General features: G+C 44.3%; 20 protein-coding genes. 10 read left to right on the top strand and 10 right to left on the bottom strand.

All coding sequences use genetic code 11. The features are described from left to right. Both ACYVEA_RS08415 and ACYVEA_RS08420 read right to left on the bottom strand, forming a co-directional pair. Nucleotides 1-319: helix-turn-helix domain-containing protein (locus ACYVEA_RS08415; RefSeq protein ID WP_461112985.1), on the bottom strand; the 319-nt coding region annotated here is incomplete at its 3' end. A 33-nt stretch (nucleotides 320-352) separates the two neighbouring features. Further along, the gene (locus tag ACYVEA_RS08420) at nucleotides 353-601 is read right to left on the bottom strand and encodes an Arm DNA-binding domain-containing protein (protein ID WP_461112986.1); all 249 of its coding nucleotides are present in this window, start codon (nucleotides 599-601) and stop codon (nucleotides 353-355) included. Between the two features lie 673 nt (nucleotides 602-1,274). Between ACYVEA_RS08420 and ACYVEA_RS08425 the strand changes: the two genes are divergently transcribed. The 9 genes from ACYVEA_RS08425 to ACYVEA_RS08465 all read left to right on the top strand — a co-directional run bounded on the left by ACYVEA_RS08425 (nucleotide 1,275) and on the right by ACYVEA_RS08465 (nucleotide 12,266). Continuing rightward, complete coding sequence (locus ACYVEA_RS08425; protein WP_461112987.1) at nucleotides 1,275-3,269, top strand: sialate O-acetylesterase; 1,995 nt, start codon at nucleotides 1,275-1,277, stop codon at nucleotides 3,267-3,269. Between the two features lie 103 nt (nucleotides 3,270-3,372). Beyond that, the gene (locus tag ACYVEA_RS08430; protein ID WP_461112988.1) at nucleotides 3,373-4,152 is read left to right on the top strand and encodes an FHA domain-containing protein; all 780 of its coding nucleotides are present in this window, start codon (nucleotides 3,373-3,375) and stop codon (nucleotides 4,150-4,152) included. A gap of 81 nt (nucleotides 4,153-4,233) precedes the next feature. After that, a complete protein-coding gene (locus ACYVEA_RS08435; protein WP_461112989.1) occupies nucleotides 4,234-5,202 on the top strand; it encodes a hypothetical protein in 969 nt (322 codons plus the stop codon). Between the two features lie 5 nt (nucleotides 5,203-5,207). After that, nucleotides 5,208-5,810 (top strand): FHA domain-containing protein, encoded by a 603-nt coding sequence (locus tag ACYVEA_RS08440; protein ID WP_461112990.1) that lies wholly within the window; start codon nucleotides 5,208-5,210, stop codon nucleotides 5,808-5,810. 3 nt (nucleotides 5,811-5,813) lie between these two features. After that, nucleotides 5,814-6,632, top strand: coding sequence for a PP2C family protein-serine/threonine phosphatase (locus tag ACYVEA_RS08445; RefSeq protein WP_461112991.1), 819 nt, complete (start codon nucleotides 5,814-5,816; stop codon nucleotides 6,630-6,632). Continuing rightward, nucleotides 6,626-7,405, top strand: a complete 780-nt coding sequence (locus ACYVEA_RS08450; protein WP_461112992.1) for a caspase family protein — start codon at nucleotides 6,626-6,628, stop codon at nucleotides 7,403-7,405. Before ACYVEA_RS08445 ends, ACYVEA_RS08450 begins: the two co-directional genes overlap by 7 nt. A gap of 42 nt (nucleotides 7,406-7,447) precedes the next feature. Beyond that, nucleotides 7,448-9,634, top strand: coding sequence for a protein kinase domain-containing protein (locus ACYVEA_RS08455; protein WP_461112993.1), 2,187 nt, complete (start codon nucleotides 7,448-7,450; stop codon nucleotides 9,632-9,634). Between the two features lie 12 nt (nucleotides 9,635-9,646). Then, nucleotides 9,647-10,558 (top strand): tetratricopeptide repeat protein, encoded by a 912-nt coding sequence (locus ACYVEA_RS08460; protein ID WP_461112994.1) that lies wholly within the window; start codon nucleotides 9,647-9,649, stop codon nucleotides 10,556-10,558. A 148-nt stretch (nucleotides 10,559-10,706) separates the two neighbouring features. Further along, nucleotides 10,707-12,266, top strand: coding sequence for a LamG-like jellyroll fold domain-containing protein (locus tag ACYVEA_RS08465; protein WP_461112995.1), 1,560 nt, complete (start codon nucleotides 10,707-10,709; stop codon nucleotides 12,264-12,266). 7 nt (nucleotides 12,267-12,273) lie between these two features. On the opposite strand, the gene ACYVEA_RS08470 is transcribed toward ACYVEA_RS08465, so the two are convergent. From ACYVEA_RS08470 to ACYVEA_RS08485, 4 genes are all read right to left on the bottom strand, one after another. Next, nucleotides 12,274-13,065: a tetratricopeptide repeat protein gene (locus ACYVEA_RS08470; protein WP_461112996.1), complete on the bottom strand. Its 792-nt coding sequence runs from the start codon at nucleotides 13,063-13,065 to the stop codon at nucleotides 12,274-12,276. A gap of 12 nt (nucleotides 13,066-13,077) precedes the next feature. Next, the gene (locus tag ACYVEA_RS08475; protein WP_461112997.1) at nucleotides 13,078-13,650 is read right to left on the bottom strand and encodes an RNA polymerase sigma factor; all 573 of its coding nucleotides are present in this window, start codon (nucleotides 13,648-13,650) and stop codon (nucleotides 13,078-13,080) included. Nucleotides 13,651-13,815: 165 nt separating this feature from the next. Next, entirely contained in the window at nucleotides 13,816-14,103 is a 288-nt protein-coding gene (locus ACYVEA_RS08480) for a DUF3892 domain-containing protein (RefSeq protein WP_461112998.1), read from the bottom strand. Between the two features lie 214 nt (nucleotides 14,104-14,317). Then, the gene (locus tag ACYVEA_RS08485; RefSeq protein WP_461112999.1) at nucleotides 14,318-15,202 is read right to left on the bottom strand and encodes a beta-1,6-N-acetylglucosaminyltransferase; all 885 of its coding nucleotides are present in this window, start codon (nucleotides 15,200-15,202) and stop codon (nucleotides 14,318-14,320) included. Between the two features lie 719 nt (nucleotides 15,203-15,921). Here ACYVEA_RS08485 and ACYVEA_RS08490 point away from each other — a divergent pair. Continuing rightward, on the top strand, nucleotides 15,922-16,173 hold the full coding sequence (locus tag ACYVEA_RS08490) for a hypothetical protein (protein WP_461113000.1): 252 nt from the start codon (nucleotides 15,922-15,924) through the stop codon (nucleotides 16,171-16,173). 159 nt (nucleotides 16,174-16,332) lie between these two features. On the opposite strand, the gene ACYVEA_RS08495 is transcribed toward ACYVEA_RS08490, so the two are convergent. The 4 genes from ACYVEA_RS08495 to ACYVEA_RS08510 all read right to left on the bottom strand — a co-directional run bounded on the left by ACYVEA_RS08495 (nucleotide 16,333) and on the right by ACYVEA_RS08510 (nucleotide 19,929). Then, nucleotides 16,333-16,506, bottom strand: a complete 174-nt coding sequence (locus tag ACYVEA_RS08495) for a hypothetical protein (protein WP_461113001.1) — start codon at nucleotides 16,504-16,506, stop codon at nucleotides 16,333-16,335. A gap of 84 nt (nucleotides 16,507-16,590) precedes the next feature. Then, complete coding sequence (locus tag ACYVEA_RS08500) at nucleotides 16,591-16,794, bottom strand: hypothetical protein (RefSeq protein WP_461113002.1); 204 nt, start codon at nucleotides 16,792-16,794, stop codon at nucleotides 16,591-16,593. Nucleotides 16,795-17,113: 319 nt separating this feature from the next. Further along, the gene (locus ACYVEA_RS08505; protein ID WP_461113003.1) at nucleotides 17,114-17,488 is read right to left on the bottom strand and encodes a DUF3244 domain-containing protein; all 375 of its coding nucleotides are present in this window, start codon (nucleotides 17,486-17,488) and stop codon (nucleotides 17,114-17,116) included. A gap of 287 nt (nucleotides 17,489-17,775) precedes the next feature. Then, complete coding sequence (locus tag ACYVEA_RS08510; protein ID WP_461113004.1) at nucleotides 17,776-19,929, bottom strand: sensor histidine kinase; 2,154 nt, start codon at nucleotides 19,927-19,929, stop codon at nucleotides 17,776-17,778. Between the last annotated feature and the right edge of the window lie 400 nt (nucleotides 19,930-20,329).

Raw genomic sequence — 20,329 nt, forward strand, 5'->3', positions numbered from 1 at the left:
CGGTCCGATTCTTGATCACGTCATTCACCCGAGGTCGAGTCCAAACCGCTCCCGAAAACCCATGATGCTCAGTTCCTTTGTTGAGTTCAGCAAGCAGTTGGACGACTTGTTGATCGGTTAAACGACAGTCGGGTCCACTGGGCCTTCGCCAAGCTAAACCAGCCTGGCCCTGCTGGCGATATTTGGTCAGGGTTCGACTGACCCAGCCCTCAGTAAGTCCCAATGCTTGAGCAATTTTAGACTGCTTCCAGCCTTGGCCTTTCAATTCGGCACATCGCCGACGTAACAATTCGTAGTCAGATGGTTTGTATGCTGCCATACAGAACCAAAGAGGCAATCTTTACAAGCCTACTCACAGATCAATAATTAGGTCGTTCCGGTATGGTTCTGGGTAGCTCTTACGTATAGCATCTCGATAGCTACTATAATTGTCATTCCAATACTTCGGATGCAAACTGAATCCGGTAGCCACATAGGTTGTTTTTCGGCTTTTGGTAATACGAAGCCAAAACGGATGAGACCCATCAGCAAGGGTTTTAACGTTACGGTAAATTACCTTTACGGTTGCCTTTCCTTCTTTAGATTCCGTTGTCCGTCCCATTGTTGTACCCAACGCTTTTAGGTACAACGTTAGGTACAACAAATATAATAAATGGTGTTGTACCTACAATAAAGGATAATAAGTTAATATTAATTAAATGGCTGATTTTTAGGTATTTAACAAAGAGAAATAAACGATAATTAACCTAAATATCACGCTTTGGGAGCAGGAGGTCGTAGGTTCGAATCCTGCCACCCCGACATTCATAATCCCAGATAATCAGCCAGTTAGTCGAAAGATTGACTGGCTTTTTTATGTTTATGCCGGTTTGCACGGCGGTTGAAACATATAGGGCAGTTTATTCAAAGGAGTATAAGAGTATTAAACGGGTCAATATCTAACAGTCGCTTTTGACCCGCCCCGTTTCAGTCATAATATGTAATCATATAGTATGCTTTCGCCCGAGCTATTGCTTCTACTTCTACTAATTAGGTAAAGCGTATTTACCATTCACCCTGAATTCTTGTCAATTCGCCCCATTTTTATGACCGATTAATAAATTCAGTAAGAATAACTGAAAGGATGCGCCTTCTTTGTTAGAAATACCACACCCATGAACATCCCTTTACCTACTTCGCCTTCATTATACTTTTTTGTTTTCTTCTATTGCCGACTTGTTCAGCTCAGTATACACTAATTAACCATCTAATAACTTTGTGCCAAAAGAAAGCCTATGAATAAACTGTGTACGAGCCTTTTTTTCTCTTTATACTGTTTCTGCGCGAGTGCTCAAGTAACCTTTAATCAAATACCCCGCGATCTGCAATTATATCCACGTGATGCTAATAGTCAAGCCGAAGTTACTGTAAGTGGTACCGTAAATAGTACTGGCTATGCAAAAATTGCCATGCAAGTATTGCGTGATAAAACTGTGTCTAAAGTAGTTAGTCAGTCTATTGTGCCAGCATCTAGTAATACCGTGTTTAGATTAAGCACAGTCATTAAGGCTGAGCCAGTTGAATATTCGTTCCGGATTTATCTGTATAAAGGATCTGATTCGACCCTTGTCGCCGAGCGTAAGCGGATTGTTTGTGGAGATGTATATATCATACATGGTCAATCTAATGCTTTAGGCTGGGCAGGTCTTGACACTACGTATTCTACTAATTTTGATGATACCTACTTACGTACCTGTACCTATCCTGACTCATCGAAAAATATACCCGCTGAAATGGCCTGGTATCCAGCTAAACAGCCTTATCGTAGTGTAGGAGCAATAGGACTTACTTTGCAGAAGTTAATTCTTCAGACCTATGGTATTCCAACTTGTGTGCTGAATGGAGCGGTGGGCGGTGCGAATATTGACGATTTGATAGCCCGTGACCCTAATAACCATGCAAATACTTTTTCCGCTTATGGACAATTACTCTACCGAGCGCAGTGGGCCAACGTAGCTAAGCAAGCTAAAGCTATTATCTGGCGGCAGGGGGAAGCAGAGACAGGAGGAAATCCAGCCGGATATGATGAGAAATTCAAAGTGTTGTATAATCAATTCAGGGAAGACTACGGTGATGTTCGTCTCTATGTAGGCCAAATTAACATTTTGGCTAATCCACAGAATGGTTCTGCCGCCTTGCGTGATTTTCAACGACGAACAAAATTTTTGTTTAAAAATGTAGAAACTATTGCAACTGTAGGAACACCCGGTTACGACGGTATACATTACACTCCTGCTAGCTATCAGCGATTAGCATTTGAGCAGTTCCGGCAGATAGCCCGTGATGTATATGGTTCAAAAGATACGATTCAAATCAATTCGCCCGATATTAAGAAAGCATTCTACAATGCCCGAAAGGATACGATTACGCTGGTTTTTGACGACCAGATGCAAATGGTCTGGCAAGGTGATACGACACTTTACAATACAAAGACGGGCGCAAAAGTAGTTACACGCTACCAAAAAGATTACTTTTCGCTCGATGGTAATCCATGGTGGGTTACTAATGGATCGGCTAGTGGTAATCGTATTATATTGAGTCTTTTTGCCTCTGCTAGGGCTAAGACCATTCGTTATTTACCTGCTTTTTTCTCTGACAACTTCTCCGCTTTTTATGATGGGCCAACCCTTCGGAATACACGTGGTATGAGAGCTTTTTCATTTGATGAGGTACCAATTGCCGACGCGCTAGCGCCAGTGACATCCCTATCGGCGAAGGCTCTATCGGATAAACAAGTTCAGTTAACCTGGACAAGTCCATCTGCCGATCAAAATCAGATTCTGGAACGGGCCAATGGTGCACCGACTAATTTTATAAAGATTGCCTCACTGAATGGGACAACTGCAATTTATAATGATGCTACTTTGCCCGACCCTTTAGGGACGTATTATTATCGACTTCGCCTGTATACAAATGCATCAGAATCGCCCTATAGTAATATTGCGAGCGCTCGACCATTGATATTAGGTGTGGAACCAAGCGAACCTGCTGTACAAATGTATCCTAACCCACTGCTGACAGATCGGCTGCTACATTTCACTGCCGACAAAATCACCTTTACAGGTATCATAATTCGAGATATTCTGGGTAAGGCGGTCAAGAGCTGGAGCGGAGTGGCAAGGAATAGTTTTTCAATTGGGCTGGATAACCTGGAGAGTGGTACGTATGTAGCCGAGGTACAAACCGCCGATGATCGTATTTTACGCCAAAGGATAGTGATTCGTTACTAAAAGCTTATGGGCTAATATATTTTCCAGCTTTTACTGATGTACCTGGGAAGTAACAATCTTTAAAGCTGATCAAGGGATTGTCCATTAATTAATATACGTCTCTATGGCTTCGATAGTAAGTTCTGGCGAAGAGCAAATTGAACATCTGATTGATAATTTGAGCCAACTACCCATTTTTACTATTGGGCGAAAGATGGATAATGCAATTATAATCACCAATGGAAAGGTAAGTGGACAGCATGCGCGTTTAATTAAGTGTACAGATACCAGCTTTGTACTAGAGGACCTCGCGAGTAAAAATGGTACGTTCGTCAACCACATGCGAATTACTCGCAAAGTCATTGACAGGAAAGATATAATACGGTTAGCTGACACAAATTATACAGTTGATCAACTACTTGATTTCTTAACTATCAACCCAGCTAAACAGGTAGCGTTAGGCCAATCAGCTCAGGCGGTTAGTAACCCTAATCCAACTGAGGAAAAAGCCCCGCTAGATTTTACAAGTGAGTTTGCCGAGCTTCAGCAAGTATATAATCAGTATCCAAAACTTCGGAAGGATTGTCGAAACCGAGAAAAAATGATTCGAACGGGTAGCGTTATTCTATCCTCTCTTATTGGAGTAAGTGCTGTATTGACAACAGGTGGTGGCGCTTTACCTTTTATTCAGATAATGTCAGGTGCTGGGTTAAGCATGTTAATACCAACCCTATGCTCGACCTTTTTGTCAATAGACGAAAAGTTAGAAATCATTGACAAGGAGTATAAAGAGAAGTATCGGTGCCCTAATCCAACCTGCCGTGATCCCTTTATAAGGCGAGAATGGGAATTACTGGCTCAGCAGAAAACCTGTCGGCGTTGTCAGGCTATTTGGGTCAAATAAAAAACTTCGCTATTCTCATTCACCTTTTCCAGATAAGTCAGATAAATAGACATCATTCACCTTTACCTGTTTCAAGCTACCATGGCACAACTTTCTGACCAAACTGACTTACAAACCGATACGTATCCATTAGCCCAATCCACTACGTCAACCAAAAGTGGTCTGAATACTGTACAAAAGAAACGATTGGGAATATCAGCGGCTGCTATGCTATTAGGAGGAGCCGCCTGGGCAGTCGTACAAAAGATTAAGGAACATAGCTCCAAAGACGGAATACCTTTTGAAATGCCCGATGTACTAAAGGAGTCTTTTATACAACTGCCACGTGAAATTGATGTAGCGGGAAAAGTAACGGACACGATGTCGTTTGAGGAAGCCTTTGCCGCAGCTCGTAGTGAAGTCGGTATGTTTGGCGTGTTTGGCTGGCATGGTCACTGGTATAATACGTTTCTGAAGGACGAATGGAATGAATTGTCCATACAGCAGCGGCTGGATTTTACCGAACTAGTTACGCATGAGCAACTACCAGTTAAGTCATACGACCCGACTACTATCATTAAGAGCGACGTTCCAACTCAAACAGTACCAGCACCGGAACCTACCATTATTGAAGGCTATTTGAATGGCCAGCGCGTAATGGGGCTTGATTTCGATCAGGATGGCATTATTGATACGTTGGTCATGGATGGAGCTGATGGGCACACCTACCGGGTCGTGGATGCGACTGGTGATCAGGGTTTAGATACCGTCTACCGCTATGACTCACTAGATGGTGAATTGACTGGAGTAGTCCAAGTTGATCACGCATTTGTGCTTTCTAATGATCAGTTTAGTCAGAGCCTGGAAGAAAGCATGTCAAAAGAAGTGGTCGATTCAATCCTCACACCGGATGTCTCAACACAGGATGCATCTACCCCAATCCCAGTAATAGATACTATTGAGGAGTCGCACGAAGCCGATGATGAGGATACTATCTACATGGCTGATGCACATCAACCAGACGATGATACGTATGTCAATAATGGCGATGTACACGATATGGATGAATAATGCATATGAGCGGATTCAAAATAACACTTATTGATTGCAAGAAATGTGGTCGACGGATTATGGTTCGGGCTGCCGATGCGGAGCGGGGATCGATTACTTGCTCACATGTTGGGTGTGGTGCGATTAATGACCTACGAACGGCGTTTCAGTATGATGACGCCATTGCACAGGGGTTGCCGGATTTTGGTCAGTTGACTTATATGGGCAAGCCCGAAAAAATATATCCGCTGCAATGGGGCTGTAACATTATTGGTACAGCGGACTCATGTACTATTCAGGTAGAACGTCTTGTACACAACGGGCGATGTTTTATTAGCCGTCGACATTGCACATTAACCGTTACGTTCGATAAGTGGAGCGGTCAATTACGTTATCAGCTTCAGGATGGGGCCATGGATGGCAATCAACAGGAAATGAAGTACAGTCTCAATGGTACGTTTTTAAACGGCATCCAACTACAGAAAACAGAGAACATTGATGTTGAAAATGAAGGCATTATAACCTTAGGTGGAATTGACAGTTTTCGCCTGACTCATTTTGTAATTCCTGCTGCTATGCTTGAAACGTATAAAGTTGACCTGGCATTTAATCCCGATCGTACTGAGTAACTTATGCTTATTAAGTCAAATTTACCCTTTGCTTTTTCCCACATTGGACAACGGTCCATTAATCAGGATACATTATTTCCTGATGGGAACACCGCCGACGAGCAGACACAGTTATTCGTCGTTTGTGACGGAATGGGTGGTGCCGATAGAGGAGAGGTCGCTAGTCAATTGCTGTGTCAGGGTGTAGCAAACTATGCGGAGTCAATGGGATATCCTGTTTTTGATCTGGTGCATTTGCAGGCCGCTCTCGATCAGGTTTATAGGGCCTATCATGACTATTTGCGACAGCATTCGCTGATCAATCGAATGGGATCAACACTAGCCTTACTTCAATTTCATCACTACGGCGTTACAGTAGCGCATATTGGCGATAGTCGGATTTATCAGCTACGAGCGGGGAAGGTGATTTTTCAGACGAAAGACCACAAGCAGGTAAATGATATGGTGGAAGCGGGGGTTATTACAGCCATACAGGCGCAAACACATCCCTGGCGCAATCGACTTAGTCGGGCTGTAGTGTTAAATTCCGGCGAAAGCCCGAGTTTATCAACTCGCGTAATACCGGACGTAACTAGTATAACCGATATCCGGCCAGGAGACTACTTCTTTATGTGTACCGATGGCGTATTAGAACAAGTAGACGAATATGCCTTGGAAACCATAGTAGCTGGCAGTATGCCCGATCAGGCGAAAATGGCGTCGTTAGTCGCGCTATGTGATGGGCAGACAAAGGATAACTATTCAGGCTATTTGATAAGTATCAACAGTGTTTTACAGTCAGAACTAACGGAAACGGTTAGTACTTCCCAATATTTATGCTAACGTATTGGCTACTGGGTTTATGCTTATGGTTCAATGTCCAGACAATGGCCATTGGACGGACCTATGCAGTGGTCGTGGGGATTTCTGATTATAAGGCTCTTTCTTATGCAACAGGGGATCTACATTTCGCGGATAGAGATGCCCGACAGGTCGTTCAATTTCTGCGAAGCAAATCGGGGGGTAACGTAGCGGCTTCTCATATTCGGCTTCTAACAAACCAACAGGCAACCTGGACAAATATTCGACTGGCATTAACCTTGTTTCGCGATGCTGACGCAGGTGACCGTATTATTCTCTATTTCTCAGGTCATGGCTTACCAGATAGTTTTGTGCCTTATGATGTCGTGCCCGGATGTACAAATAAATTATTGACGCATCGCGACATTAAATCCGCTTTTCATGCGTCAAAGGCAACGACCAAATTGTGTATTGCCGATGCTTGCCTGTCGGGTAGTATGACTCAGCAGACAAAGCAACGTAACGTAGCACAGGTGATCACGAAAGAAACTGGCTCCACTAGTAATGTAGCTATGTTACTGGCCAGTCGGTCGACCCAGTACGCGATTGAGACTAGTCAGTTGGCGGGGGGAGCGTTCACCCACTATTTATTGAAAGGTCTCTACGGGAAAGCTGATCTTGATCACGATAAAATTGTAACCATACGCGAGCTTCATCGCTACGTGTCTCCTTATGTCCGGCAAACAACGCGGGGGCGTCAGGCTCCGGTATTCTATGGTCGGTTTCCAGATAGCCTGGCTTTATCTTATCTTTGAATTATAACTTTTTACATAGATAGTATAATATAATTGTAAACTATGGCTCAAACGTTTACTTCATTTCAAGAATTTAAACGACGCTATCCAATCCGCCCAAACGATCAAGGGGCTTTATTGGGTAGTGGTTCTTATGGCCGTGTCATTAAAGTTGAAGATCAGGTTGATACCGAGTGGGTTGCCATTAAAATCAGTGAATTCAAAGGGAATGACATAAGGTCGCTAAAAGCTGAAGTTGAACTAGCCCAAAGCGTTCCCCGTCAGACTAATATTGCCCGGTATGATGCCTGCCATCGACTTGAAACCGATACGAGTGTCAGTGACTTTGCCATCATGAAGTACTACCCGGATGGTAATCTGGCTGATTTGCTCCGGCACGTGAAGTTGACAGCTAATCAGATTTATGATATTACGCGGGGTATCCTATTGGGACTGCAACATTTACATCGTCATCGCATCGTTCACCGCGATTTTAAACCGGCTAACATTCTAATTTCCCGCGATAATGCTGGGCGCTTTATCCCTAAAATCGCTGATTTTGGCCTAAGTAAATTGGTAAGTGATGACGAACTGGATAGTTCAGATTTCGATCTGAGCGACGGCCGTGGTACGCCATCGTATAAGGCTCCAGAACAGATTGAAGGCAGCAAGGTTAGTTTCAACCTTGACCTGTGGGCTTTTGGCATTATCCTGTACGAAATGCTTACGGGCGAGAAACCCTTTCGATCTGACTTAAGGAACGCTAGTGAACAATCTGTTCGGCGCGAGATAGAAAAGAAAATCATAACGGTTGAGTTGCCTGCTCGCCTACATCAGGTTAGCGAACCCTACCAGTCTATGATTCGGCGCTGTTTAGTCCGTGATATTCATAAGCGGGCTCGTAAAGAAACAGAGTTGCTGGATTTGCTGGACGGTATTCCACAACTAATGGAGGAGGCCCAAAAGCTAGTTAATCACCATGATTACAATCAGGCTATTTCGTTATATGAGCAAGTGCTTGGAAAGCGAGAGCAGCATCCGGAAGCTGAAAAAGGAATCGCTGAATGTAAAGCTGCTCTTGACCGGCAGCATATAGAGAGTTTATTAACCGAGGCTGATGTTCTAATTGCGCACCAACAGTTTGAAGATGCAAAGATCCGCTATGAGCAGGTGCTACAGCTTACTCCTACTCAGGAAACAGCCGCTCGTGGCTTAGCTTTTTGCATAGAGAAACTTCGCCCCAAGCCTGTCGTTGCGGAGTCAGAATTAACGGATGCCTATCAGGAAGAACGCACGGATGTCTACGTAGCGCCAAGTGCACCAATTATTGTTAAAACAGCCACAAAATCAACTTCAGGTTTTGAAACTGTTACTCCTGTAATAAAAAATACAAATCCGACTTTTCAAAGTGCAGCATCGCCTAAGGCTATTGTTGCCCCACCAATAGTTAATCCGACGAGTCGGACTTTCCCTTGGCGAATTGTGGTTCCTGTGGCGGTAGCAATAAGTGGGTTTGCGCTGTATATTAATTTGAGGGGTACAGCAGAAACAGGGGAGAAGCAGAAGCCTGAGCAAGTATTAACCGCAACTGTTATTCCCCCCATTGATACTAAACCTGTCTCTCCACCAACTACAGGGAAAACCATTATAGAACCCCACGGTGAGACAAAAGGTGAAATAGATAAACATGTTAACGAAAAACTCGACAAGGCAAGACGAGCTTATCGAATAAAAGATTTCGAAAAAGTTTTAATCCTAACTGAAGGAGCAATGAAACTTGATCCTACACGCCAGGATGTATCGGCATTGCATACGGCAGCATTAAAAGAAATCCAGAAGAAAGCGGCCGAAAATGTTACGCTAGCACCAGTACTACCAAAAGTAGTTGCCCCAACTCCAGAAACAGAAAAATTAAAACCTGCTGAGCCAATTCTCAAAGAAAATCTGACGAATGCTAAACTGGAAGCCCAGAATAAATATGACCAACTTATTGAAGATGGACAGCAGGCAATTTCGAAGGGAAATAATAAGGGAAAAGCTATAGACAACTTTACAAATGCTCGTTCGCTGGCAAAAGAGCAAGACCTGAACACAGCGAAGGCCGATGCTGCCTATGCCTCCTATATGACAATCGCGAATAGAATTTTTGATCGTGATGAATTAGAAGGAGCAAAAGGCTGGTATCAGGTAGCGCAGGCGCTGAAAGACACCGAAGAAGTTCGCCGAAAAATCAAACAATGCACCAATTAGTAATCCAATTTTATGAATAAACCACTACACCAGTTCATTCTATTCCTCTTCCTGTCATTTGTTTTTTCACCGTCCATTAACGTATTGGGTGGTACGTCAACATCGTCTGTTACTGTCGATGATGAATACGACCGATACAAAAAACGAGGTGACGATTTTTTTAGAGAAGGCAAGTATTTCGAGGCCAAACGGCAATATCAGAACTGTCTGGAAGTGCCCGGTTTTGAAAATGATAAGTATGCTAAAGAGCAGATTGAAGAATGTGCAACCGGATTAGCACTACGTCAAAAGGTTGAGGATGCAACACGGCAGGGCAAAAACACACAGGTAGTTGACCTGTTGAGTCAACTGCTGAATCTCAACCCCGACGATGCTATCACTAAAAATCAGTTTGCCGATTATTACGAGCGTGAAGGGAATCAGCTATTCAATCAGAAACGGTATCAGGACGCCAGGAATAATTATACAGAAGCCATCAAGTTTGCCAACACGACTAAAAAGGAAACGCTACTAATTCAAGTTCGGACTATTGACGACCTTCTGCGGCCTAAGTACTCCAAACATATTGGCTTAAAAGTATTTACGGGAATCGTTGCTGTTGGCGCAGGTGCGTTTGCCGTATTGCTACGTAGTGATTATCAGACTAAAATAGACGCGCTCAATCAGATTAGTAAGTCGGCCGATCCTAGTGGTACTGGTATTATAGACAATCCTGATACCTTCCGTCAGTATAACGACGCCTATAATGCTGCCGAATCTGCCAAACAGAAGAACGGTTTATTTACAGCCTGTATTGGCGTTGCTGCGGTAGCCACTATTGCCGAAGTGTACTTGCTGGTTCATAAGCCGAAACCTCGCAAGACCGCTTTAAACATCCATCCATCCTCCCAGTCGTGGGGCTTAGCTGTCCGTTATACATTCTGATTTTATCCACACAAGGCGACCTTTCCGATTAATAATGAAGACGATATTCACTTTTTTAGCAAGCGTTGCGTTCGCCTGCCTTATTTCGAGTCTACTTTTAAGCTGCGACAAATGGGAGTTACCCACGCGTAAAACTCAACGTAACTGTGTGAAACCGTCGGGTACACTAACGGCGCAACCACAGCAACGTAAGGTTGATTTTTCAATTACAAATAGTACTGGAACGATTGATAAAGTAACCTGGGATTTTGGCAATGGAAGCACTACTGCAACTACTGGATTAACAGCCACCTATACATATCCAACGTCAGGAACCTACACGGCCAAAGCTACTCTGTCCAATTCCTGTGGGCAAGAAACAATAGCATCGTTTCCTGTTTCAGTAGCTGATGCCTCTTCACCGACAGTAAGTTTACAAACAGCTACTAGTATTTCACTTAATTCCGCAGTGTTTGGTATGACTGTAACGTCCAAAGGAAATGCCAATATTTCTCGATATGGTATCTGTTATTCAAGGATTAATATGAACCCAGAATTGGGCAAGGACAGTGTATATGTAGTTGATAAGCCAGGGGATATAGATATAAATACACCTGTTCAATTCGCACTGCCTAACCTTCAGCCGAATACAACTTACTACGTTCGCAGTTTTGCAGTTAATTCTTCTTCCAAGATGGGGTACTCTGATCCAGTACAAACGTTCAAAACTGGGTCCGAGCCTTCGGTCAGTGTTGCAGGTTCACCAACGTTAGGGGTTACGACGAGTACGGTTGGTATGGTAATACTCAATGTAGGCAATCCGGCTGCCATTGAATACGGCATTTGCTATTCATCGAGCAATACTACGCCAAGAGCAGAGAATTCAATGACCAAAGCTATAGCCAATCCTGCAGCTGGAGCTAATATAAACGTGGATTTGGCCAACTTGACTCCAAACACTCGGTATTATTACTGTGCTTATGCTAAGCTTCCAGATGGGACTTATAAATATAGCTCAGTACAGTCTCTTACGACGCAAGTAGACACATTAGTTCAAGATTTAATTGCTTCAGTGTCATTCACTGATGGTTCGCGCTCTGACATCAGCGGGAATAACAACAATGTAAACCCAGTTGGCAACCCTACATTTACTAGTGATCGTAAAGGAAAGTCAAACGCGGCTATTCTATTAAATGGCCTAGGCGATTATTTATACATGAATGACAGCCCTACACTAAATCAGACCAATGCTATATCTATTAGTATATGGATTAAGCCTATTTCACTTTCGCTTGATCCGACCGGATGGATGCAGATTTATAATAAATCAAATTTCGTTAACGGCACTTCAGAAATGTACAGTGCGCTAATTCGACCTACGATAGGTGCTCCAGGTATTACAATAAACACTGACATCAAACAAGGAAGTCAATGTCAAAGTGGTAAATGGCAGACACTTACGGTCGCTAGTGGAATTGAACTTAATAAATGGTATCACATTGTATTTACATACAGTGGAACAGTTGGGCGCATGTACATAAACGGACAATTATTGTACACAAAAACCGATTTCTCTGCTAATGGTATAGATTATTGCCCTGGTGGGGAGTTGAAATTTGGAGCACAAGGAAAAAGTGATACTAATTATTTTTATGGAGCGCTAGACGATATTCGTATGTATCGTCGGGTATTGACAGATAGCGAAGTACAAACGTTGTTCAATCAATAAAATCAGACTAGTGAATCCTGTTCAGTACTTTTTGTGCTAGGGCTTTAAAAGGGTTGGCTTTTTCCGTACTGATTCGTTTCAGGATGGGAAAGGCCAACCTTTTTTGGTTATTCTTGACGTAAGCCAATGCTAAAAACCATTCTACTTTCTGTCGGAGTTCGGGCAAAGGAGTTTCCTGCGCTTCTATCAACAGAGGAATTGCCTGATTTGGTTGTTTATTGGCCAGGTAGCTTAAGCCTAAAAAGTAGTCCTTATAATGAATCGTCTGTTTGTCGTCGGGCAGCGTTTTGAGTTGCTCAATGACCTGATCATACTTTCCGGCCTCATAGTTTTTAAACGCGGCTAAAAATTGGGTACGCGTTTCAGGTGCAATATGCTCAGAAGGGAAGCTTTTTATAAGCTCATCGTTAGTGCCAGAAATAGCCGTTTCGGTATAGGCCAGATCGGTTTGTCGGCTTTCGGTTTGCTGATACGCGTAATAGCCAATGCCCAAAACGACTACCACCGAAGCTGCCGCAGCCCAATACCGCCACGAAGATACTGACCGCACAACGGTTAGTTTCGGGGTGGCTGACGTAGCTGTTGGAAGTGATGCTTCATACTGCGTTTTTGCTCGTTGAAGCGCTCGCTGGATGCCTAAAGCTTGTAAGCCCATCCGAATGTCGCGCTGACGATCAACCTCCATCTGAAGTGCTTCATCAGCCCGTATGTCGACCTCAAATGAAGTCCGATCCGTTGGTGATAGTTCGTTTTTTAGATAAGCCTCAATTAATTCATATTGTTCTTCCGTCAATCTCATAGTTCTGATTGCTTAGCGGTTTGCAGGTAAGAAACCTTTCAACTTTTCGGCGCATTGGTATCGTTTTGATTTAATCGACTCTTCTTTCATTCCAAGTCGATCTGCAATTTCTCGTAAGGATACGTCGTCTACGTAAAACCATTCGAGTAATTTTCGGCAATCTTCTTTAAGCTGTCGTAGCGCTAGCTGAACGGAATTGATAGTATCCTTTCGCTCCAAATCCTTGATTACGTCCCTGGTATCTGCTGTATCTATATGATCAGGCATAACTCCGCGGTATTTCAATCGAGCAGAGCCTAATTCCGTAAACCAGACTTTTTTGCAATACTCGAATGCCACCGTAGTAACACGTGTACTTTCTTGAAACTCATATTTTCCTGATTCAAGATTAAGTAGAAAATTCATCAATCCTTTCTGAAAAGCATCTTCCGCATCCATATCTGTACCATTATTTCTAAGTATCCAGTACTGAAACTTAGGGAAAACATCGGCATAAAATAGCTGATATGCGCTTTCATCACGACGTTTTAGTGCATCGTAAAAATCATGATCCGTTGCGTAAACAGGTAAGGTGCGGGTTATCATAAGACTGGAGTGTGAACGAAGATAAAACCTGATAATATCTTATTTTACTCAGCAGCTATGTAGTAATAAAAGGAAATACAAACTATAATGGAAGAGGTCTTCATGAGCATAAATTTTTGTATGCTCATGAAGACCATTACTTCTTCGACAAATACTTTCAGCCTATTAAGCGGGGCATTCAGGCAAACTTAATAGATTGTCGGGTTGTAGTCCGTCATTTTTCGTCTTCAAGTACTTAGTTGCGTTATTTGTAGCAACTATTACATCAACTGAGTTGCCACCCCTATTTACATAGAAAGCATAGGTTCCGTTTTCAATCGCTGTAATAGCGGCTGCAACACTCATTTTCCAGCGACTTCCGTCTCCGTTTGTCCCCCCAATAGTGTGAATTCTTTCGTGTGCACTATAACGGTCTGTTTTGTTAATGCACTTAATCTCCACTCGTTGTGCCATGTCTTTATTTTGAAGTTGTTAAATCAAACAGCTACCTCCTTGGTAGTAGTTGTTTATAAGGGCAGCTTCAGAAAGGTGAATGGGTTTAATTAATGTACATGGTCATCAATAGGGAGATGTGTTTCAAGGCGTGGTAGATAGATTACGATGATTATTCACCTGGTCTTTTCAATGGGGTGATACCTGTCAACCATTGATCCAGGCGATCGAGGACTTAACTGTCTACCGTTTCATCGAATTTCCGGGCGAAAAACTTGCCCGAGTGTAGCATAGCTGGTAGCTCATTGACCGAAATCGGTTTGGTATAGCTGCCCTCCGGTCTGTCCCATTGCATGAATGTCATGCGATGATTGTAAAGGGTGCTCCGGATAGTGTCAGGTGCATTCAGGAGAATAGTCTGAAAGAAAAATTCTTCGGGTACAAACGTAGTGCGTGCGAACTTTACGTAGGATGGGTTTGACCGGGCGAACTCTACCAGGTAGCGGGCTGTGGCAGGTTTTGCCTGAAACCAGTTCGTGCCGAAATACATTTGGTGGCCCATCGGAAACTGTCGGGGAAAACTAAATAGACCACTCAGACGTAGCGTTGCATTGAATAGCTTTTTCTTAAAATCCTGAGGATTGGGATACGGATAAACAATCGTGCGGTGCGGTTTAATGGATAAATAATATCGATTTACGCGCTCAATCAGGTGAGGACTGTCCTCCGTAACAACATCATAATCCAGGATTGTCTGGTCTATATGATTGGCCAGCCACTTGTGTAAGACCTGGTTTGGTACGATTGGATAATCCTGGCCACTAAGCGTAATGATAAAGTCTGGTTCCGGGCTGTTTTGTAAAATTGTCTGAAACCCGTTTAGATAAGCGGCTGATAACGAAAAATCACCCCATGAAACAGTTGTTCGTTTGGTCAGCCATGTTACGCTCGCTGATGGTACCTGGGTGGCGGCTAATGCGAAGGGTTTTGCGGTTGATTTTGCATCGACGTGTATGTAAAACATACACCCTGGGTAGTATAACTTTCCCAGTAATCGTCCTAATTGATCTGGATTTTTGTGGGCGAAGATTAAATAAGCAATCCGTACCGGTTGTTCCATGACAATAGCTTCGATTTAAGGGTGCCAGATGGATAGAACTCTTGGGCGTGTAGGCTAACTGAAAAAAGCAAAGTGTTGTTGAAATAGTAATTCAATGTCTGGGTGAGTGTCGAATCGTATTCACGTAGCTATTTCAGCGAATACAACTGATGCGTATGCAGTTGACTATTCTCTGTATTGTAATACGTTATGGAAATGTATAAAAGACTGCTGGGGTTTACTGATGATGTTACCCGCCTTACCTCATTTCGGCCGACTCGATAAATAGACACCAAAAAGCCCCAAAGGTGCCTAAGGAAATTTCGATCTCTACTTTTTAAAATGTTGTAGTACCTGGAGGAGACATCCATTGAATTAAACAGGTATGGTAAGGAAGCAGATAAATGTCCGAATTAGCTGATTCACATGCCATTATGCCTGGGTGAATGGTAGATCTTTTTGGGTGAGTGACCCGTTTTTAAGGGTAATAGGTAAACGTAATATAAGTTGGGATTAATTGTTAAAAATCAGAATCAGCTAAAAGTACAGCCTGAATACAGTTAATAAATGCTTGATTATCAGACTTGCGTGAATCTAACGTAGTGTTTGCAATAAGGAAAGTTTGTGTTTATTTAATAGACGAAACGTCTCGCCGACATCAAATCGCCTGTGCGTTTCTAGTCGGCTCATAAGCTGATCTAAATGAAAACACATCACACATTCTTCTTTCACTATTCCTATTGACGGCTTGTCAAAACAAGGATGTCATGCCCGACTGCGGCTACGACGGACCAACTTATGAAGTGCTGAGGGATAAAGCCGCTATCGACAAAAAAGGGGCTATTATTAGGCTACGAGCTACTACGCTGAATGTAGATGGCTCTTATTCGTTAGCTGGCAACCCTGATTTATGGAGGGGAAAGCGGCTGATAACAATACGGTTTTTAGTAGCGGAAAAGCGCGGGCGAACGGTTTCAGGAGCGAAACCGTAATCGCGTTGCCAGGCATGCTGGGGTTGACAGGGGTTCATAAAAGATGAACCGCATAAGTCAAGACTTGACCTAAAAAATATGAAGTATCCTATAGGCCTTGACTTACACAATTTAACCGGACAGAGCTTAACCGGAACATTGATAGTGTCATGCCATTGTTCAAAGCAGATCTTCAGGTTTCACGTCAGGGTGATTTTCATCAATCAGCTCTTTCAACTCATCGATATTCTTTACAATGCCTTCGTCTGGCGTACGATCAATTTCCTGAATATCTGAACCGGACTCAGCCGCTTGTTCGTCAAAGGATTGGGATTTGCCTGGTTGATCTTCCATAAATAGTTTGTCTGGATATAGTAGTACAACGCAAAGAGTAGGCCCAATTGTTTAATTAAGCAACCTCTACTGTAGCATAATTTTTTAAATCTCATATACCTCGTAGGCGCCAAATTCATCGATAAACTCGATCTCCTTAACATCTGCATACCCACTAGTGAGCATAGCGTCGAAGTCAGCCTGAAACAGGGCTTCACTTTGTATATAACGGGCGATGGCTTCATCTCTTGCTAGGTTGAGGTAGCAACGCCGTTTGCCGGTAAAGCCGATGGTGATAAGCTTATTCATAAGTGGAATGGAAACGTATCATAATTTAATCTTCTCATATCAAATCATGATCCTTTATTTCCTGTTAAGAAATGGGGCAGATTTTTCTGTCTTATGTCAAGTAATTCACTCAGCCAGCAGTCTCTTGATTGCTGGCTGTTTTAACAAAAGTCTGGCTCCCTGTTTACTTACCCGTTTCCTTTTTGCCGGGCTGATGAGTTTTAATCACAACCGATTGGTCAAACAATGCGTGAGAAACTTAAAAGACTCTTGTAAGGGGCACGCAAAAAAAAGCCCCGACAAGTGCCGGAGCTGTTTTCCTGATGTTGTTTGATTGCACTTACTGCATGGCAATCGTCCGGGTGATAGGCTGAAGGGGCTGATTAGCCAGGGTCAACTGCTTGCGGATGCTGCCTTTCTCCGATTTGATCTCCAGCTCATACTGCCCATCGGCCAGTTCACTCACATCCAGTTTCACCGCATACCTGGCTTCCTTCTTGCTGATGTGCTGCCGATACAGCACATCATTGTTTTTGTTACGTAGCAGCACCACGACGGGTACTTCGGCGTTTTTCTGGACGGCCAGCCGGATCTGATTGTTGAGGGTAACATAAACACTGGCCTCGAAAGAAAGCGCCTTGGGATTGGTGGGATTGAAAAGGGTAGAGGCACTCAACAAAAGGGAGGTAGCGACTTTGCTCATTAGTGGTAACATGATCGTATCGTGTTTAATGGTTGGTTGTTTACTGAGTTGCTACACTTAATCCAAAGCCCGTGCCAATTGCTATTATTATTGACTATCAATACGTTATGATGTGTGCCATTCGTTGGCTTTGTCCAGTTGCGGACAAAGTCTGTTCACTTGCGGACAATAGAAGAAGCTTATAAATGAAGGAGAGGTAACGGCTATTGACGTTTAATGCGCAGGAGACAGACGACCTGCTAATGGGCTGAATGGCCCTGTTCGCTGGTAACTTTATCGCAGGTGTAGTTTTCTAGTTCTTACGAACGTATCGGCAGCCGAACGGCCATAATAGTCCCTTTGCCTTCCTGGCTACTAACCGATAAATGCCCCCCATGCCCTTTCGTAACAATGTCATAGCTTAAGGAAAGTCCTAACCCTGTGCCCTGTCCAGCGGGCTTGGTGGTGAAGAAGGGCTGAAAGACTTTTTGCTGTATCGACTCAGGCATACCCATGCCATTGTCGCAGATCTGAATTGTGATGACGTCCGCTTCCTGATTGGTGATGACTTGCACCTGAGGTTGGTAACCTGGATGTGCCTGGCTTAGAAGCTTTTGCCGGGCGGCATAAAAAGCGTTATTAAACAGGTTGATAAAGACGCGCCCTAATTCGGGAGCTACCACGGGCACTTTACCGATGTGCGGGGCAAAGTTGGTTCGTAGCTCGCACTGAAAGCTTTTATCGCTGATCTGCAGGCCGTGGTAGGCCAGATGTAGTGACTCTTCGCAGAGCGCATTCAGGTCGGTGGGCTGGCGTTCACCAGTGCTGATTCGGGAGTGTTCCAGCATGCCATTGACAATGGCCGACGCCCGGCCTCCGTGCTGGCTGATGCGGTGCAGGTTCTGCTCCAGATCGTCCAATAGCTCATCCACTAAGTCCAGATCGCGACTGGCCTTCGCATCTTCCTGACGTAGCTCCTCCAGTAGCTCAACCGATACCTGAGAAAAGTTATTGACAAAATTTAACGGGTTCTGGATCTCATGCGCAATGCCCGCTGTTAGCTCGCCCAGGCTGGCTAACTTTTCCCGTTGGATCAACTGGTCCTGGGTTCGATGCAACTCATCCAGCGACTCTTTAAGGGCCGCCGTGCGCTGTTGCACCTGTTGTTCCAACGTTTGGTTCTGCCGGGCTAATAACTGCTGTTTTTCCTGCTCCTGAGCCAGGGTCCTGGCCGATAGCTGCTCCACTTGCCGCAAGTTTAAACGTAATGCCTGATGGGTCCGGGCGTAGTCGCTTACCAGAAAGAGGGAAAATCCCAGGGGGATGCACAATATGGCTGCGGCCACCAGCAATAGCGTCATATATACAAACAGGTCGACGTTTCCTTTTAGGCCCACAACTATCAGTATGATCAGGATCACGGGAATACCTAATAGGGCGTAGAAAGCAACTTTAAGGGCTTTCCAGGGGAGTCGGGCGTCGGTGTCGGCCTGTCGTTTGCCCAACCAGCTAACCCGGATGTAGTCAGTCAGAAAGGCAACAAATAGCCCACCCACGACGAGGTTCGATGGATCATCAATCCAGACGCTGTAAAAAAAACTGATGAACATTCCGCCGAGCAACAACCGGTAAGGCCATCCCAGCGGTTGATTCAAATACCGATACACGGCCGTCAGTAACAGACCAAAGCCCAGGTAGCAGGTCAGGACGCTGATCAGGCTGATCAGGGAATACGTAGTTAAGGATACCGGAAAATCACCCAGTAAATCGACCAGCGAACTCAAACTCAGCGCCAGCATGGCGGCACCCAGCCATTGATTGACCAACTGCGTTGGATTCGCCCGGTAAAACAATAAATGCAGCATACCCAGCAAGGCGAATACGCTAACAATGAAAAAGGATAAACCGGCAATTAACCGATACCAGACGGTGAGTATCTGATCGGCCTGGCTGGCTAGGTAGACTCTGGTGTCGAAAGGAGCCTGACTGGTGCCCGCATAATAGATGGGTTCGGGCTGAAAACTGTAATGGATCGCCAGCAGATGCTGATTGGTATCCGCTATCTGAAGGGAAAGCGACTGAATCGACCGTTGGGTGGTTGATGGCTTCAGGATGGCTAACCGACGGCCATCCAGGTACCATTCAGTAGAGCCAAATTGTTCGACAGAGAGCCGCAGTGTCTGGCCTACCTGCTGGGCACTGATGCGAATAGGCAAGCGAAACCAGCCCTGCCCGGCTTGCCAAAGGGGTTTATTCTGAAGAAGAGACGTAGTTGGTGCGCTATTGATCCAGTGTTTATCCTCATACACTGGACTGGCCCAGGCCGGGTTGTGACCAGCCTGAAACCGCCAGAATTCATCCGGTAATGCTTCATCTAAAGGCAGGGTAAGGACGGTAGGGGTTAATTGAGCCTGGGCCTCTGGTAAGGCCAGAAGGCCTATGAACAATACATAAAGCCCAAAAGCTAAGCGCATGATCGGTTCGTACTAAATTGCCTGAAATCTGACGTAGTAAATGAGTTGCCGCCTTCAAGGCTTCATCACGGACAGTCAAAATTGCGGACGAGCCGACCGTGCACCAAGGTATAGCCGGATGAATTGAGTGGATAAGCGTCTCAATTGTCAGGCCGGTAGCCTCAACTGTACGGCGGATTGACTCCGCTGTGGTGTCACCCAATCCCAGGTCATTCGAACGAAGGATGTCTATCGCCATTAAGTGCTGATTTGGCTGGTTGAATTTCATAACTTCGAAACATGAAGCCAGCCCAAACACGTCGGATTTTCATCATTGGCTCACCAGGAATAAATAGCGGCCAGGAGAGCTTACCCATTGTCAAATTGAAGATTTTTGTGGTGGCACGACATTGTCTCGTCT

This window comes from Spirosoma jeollabukense (assembly GCF_054777855.1).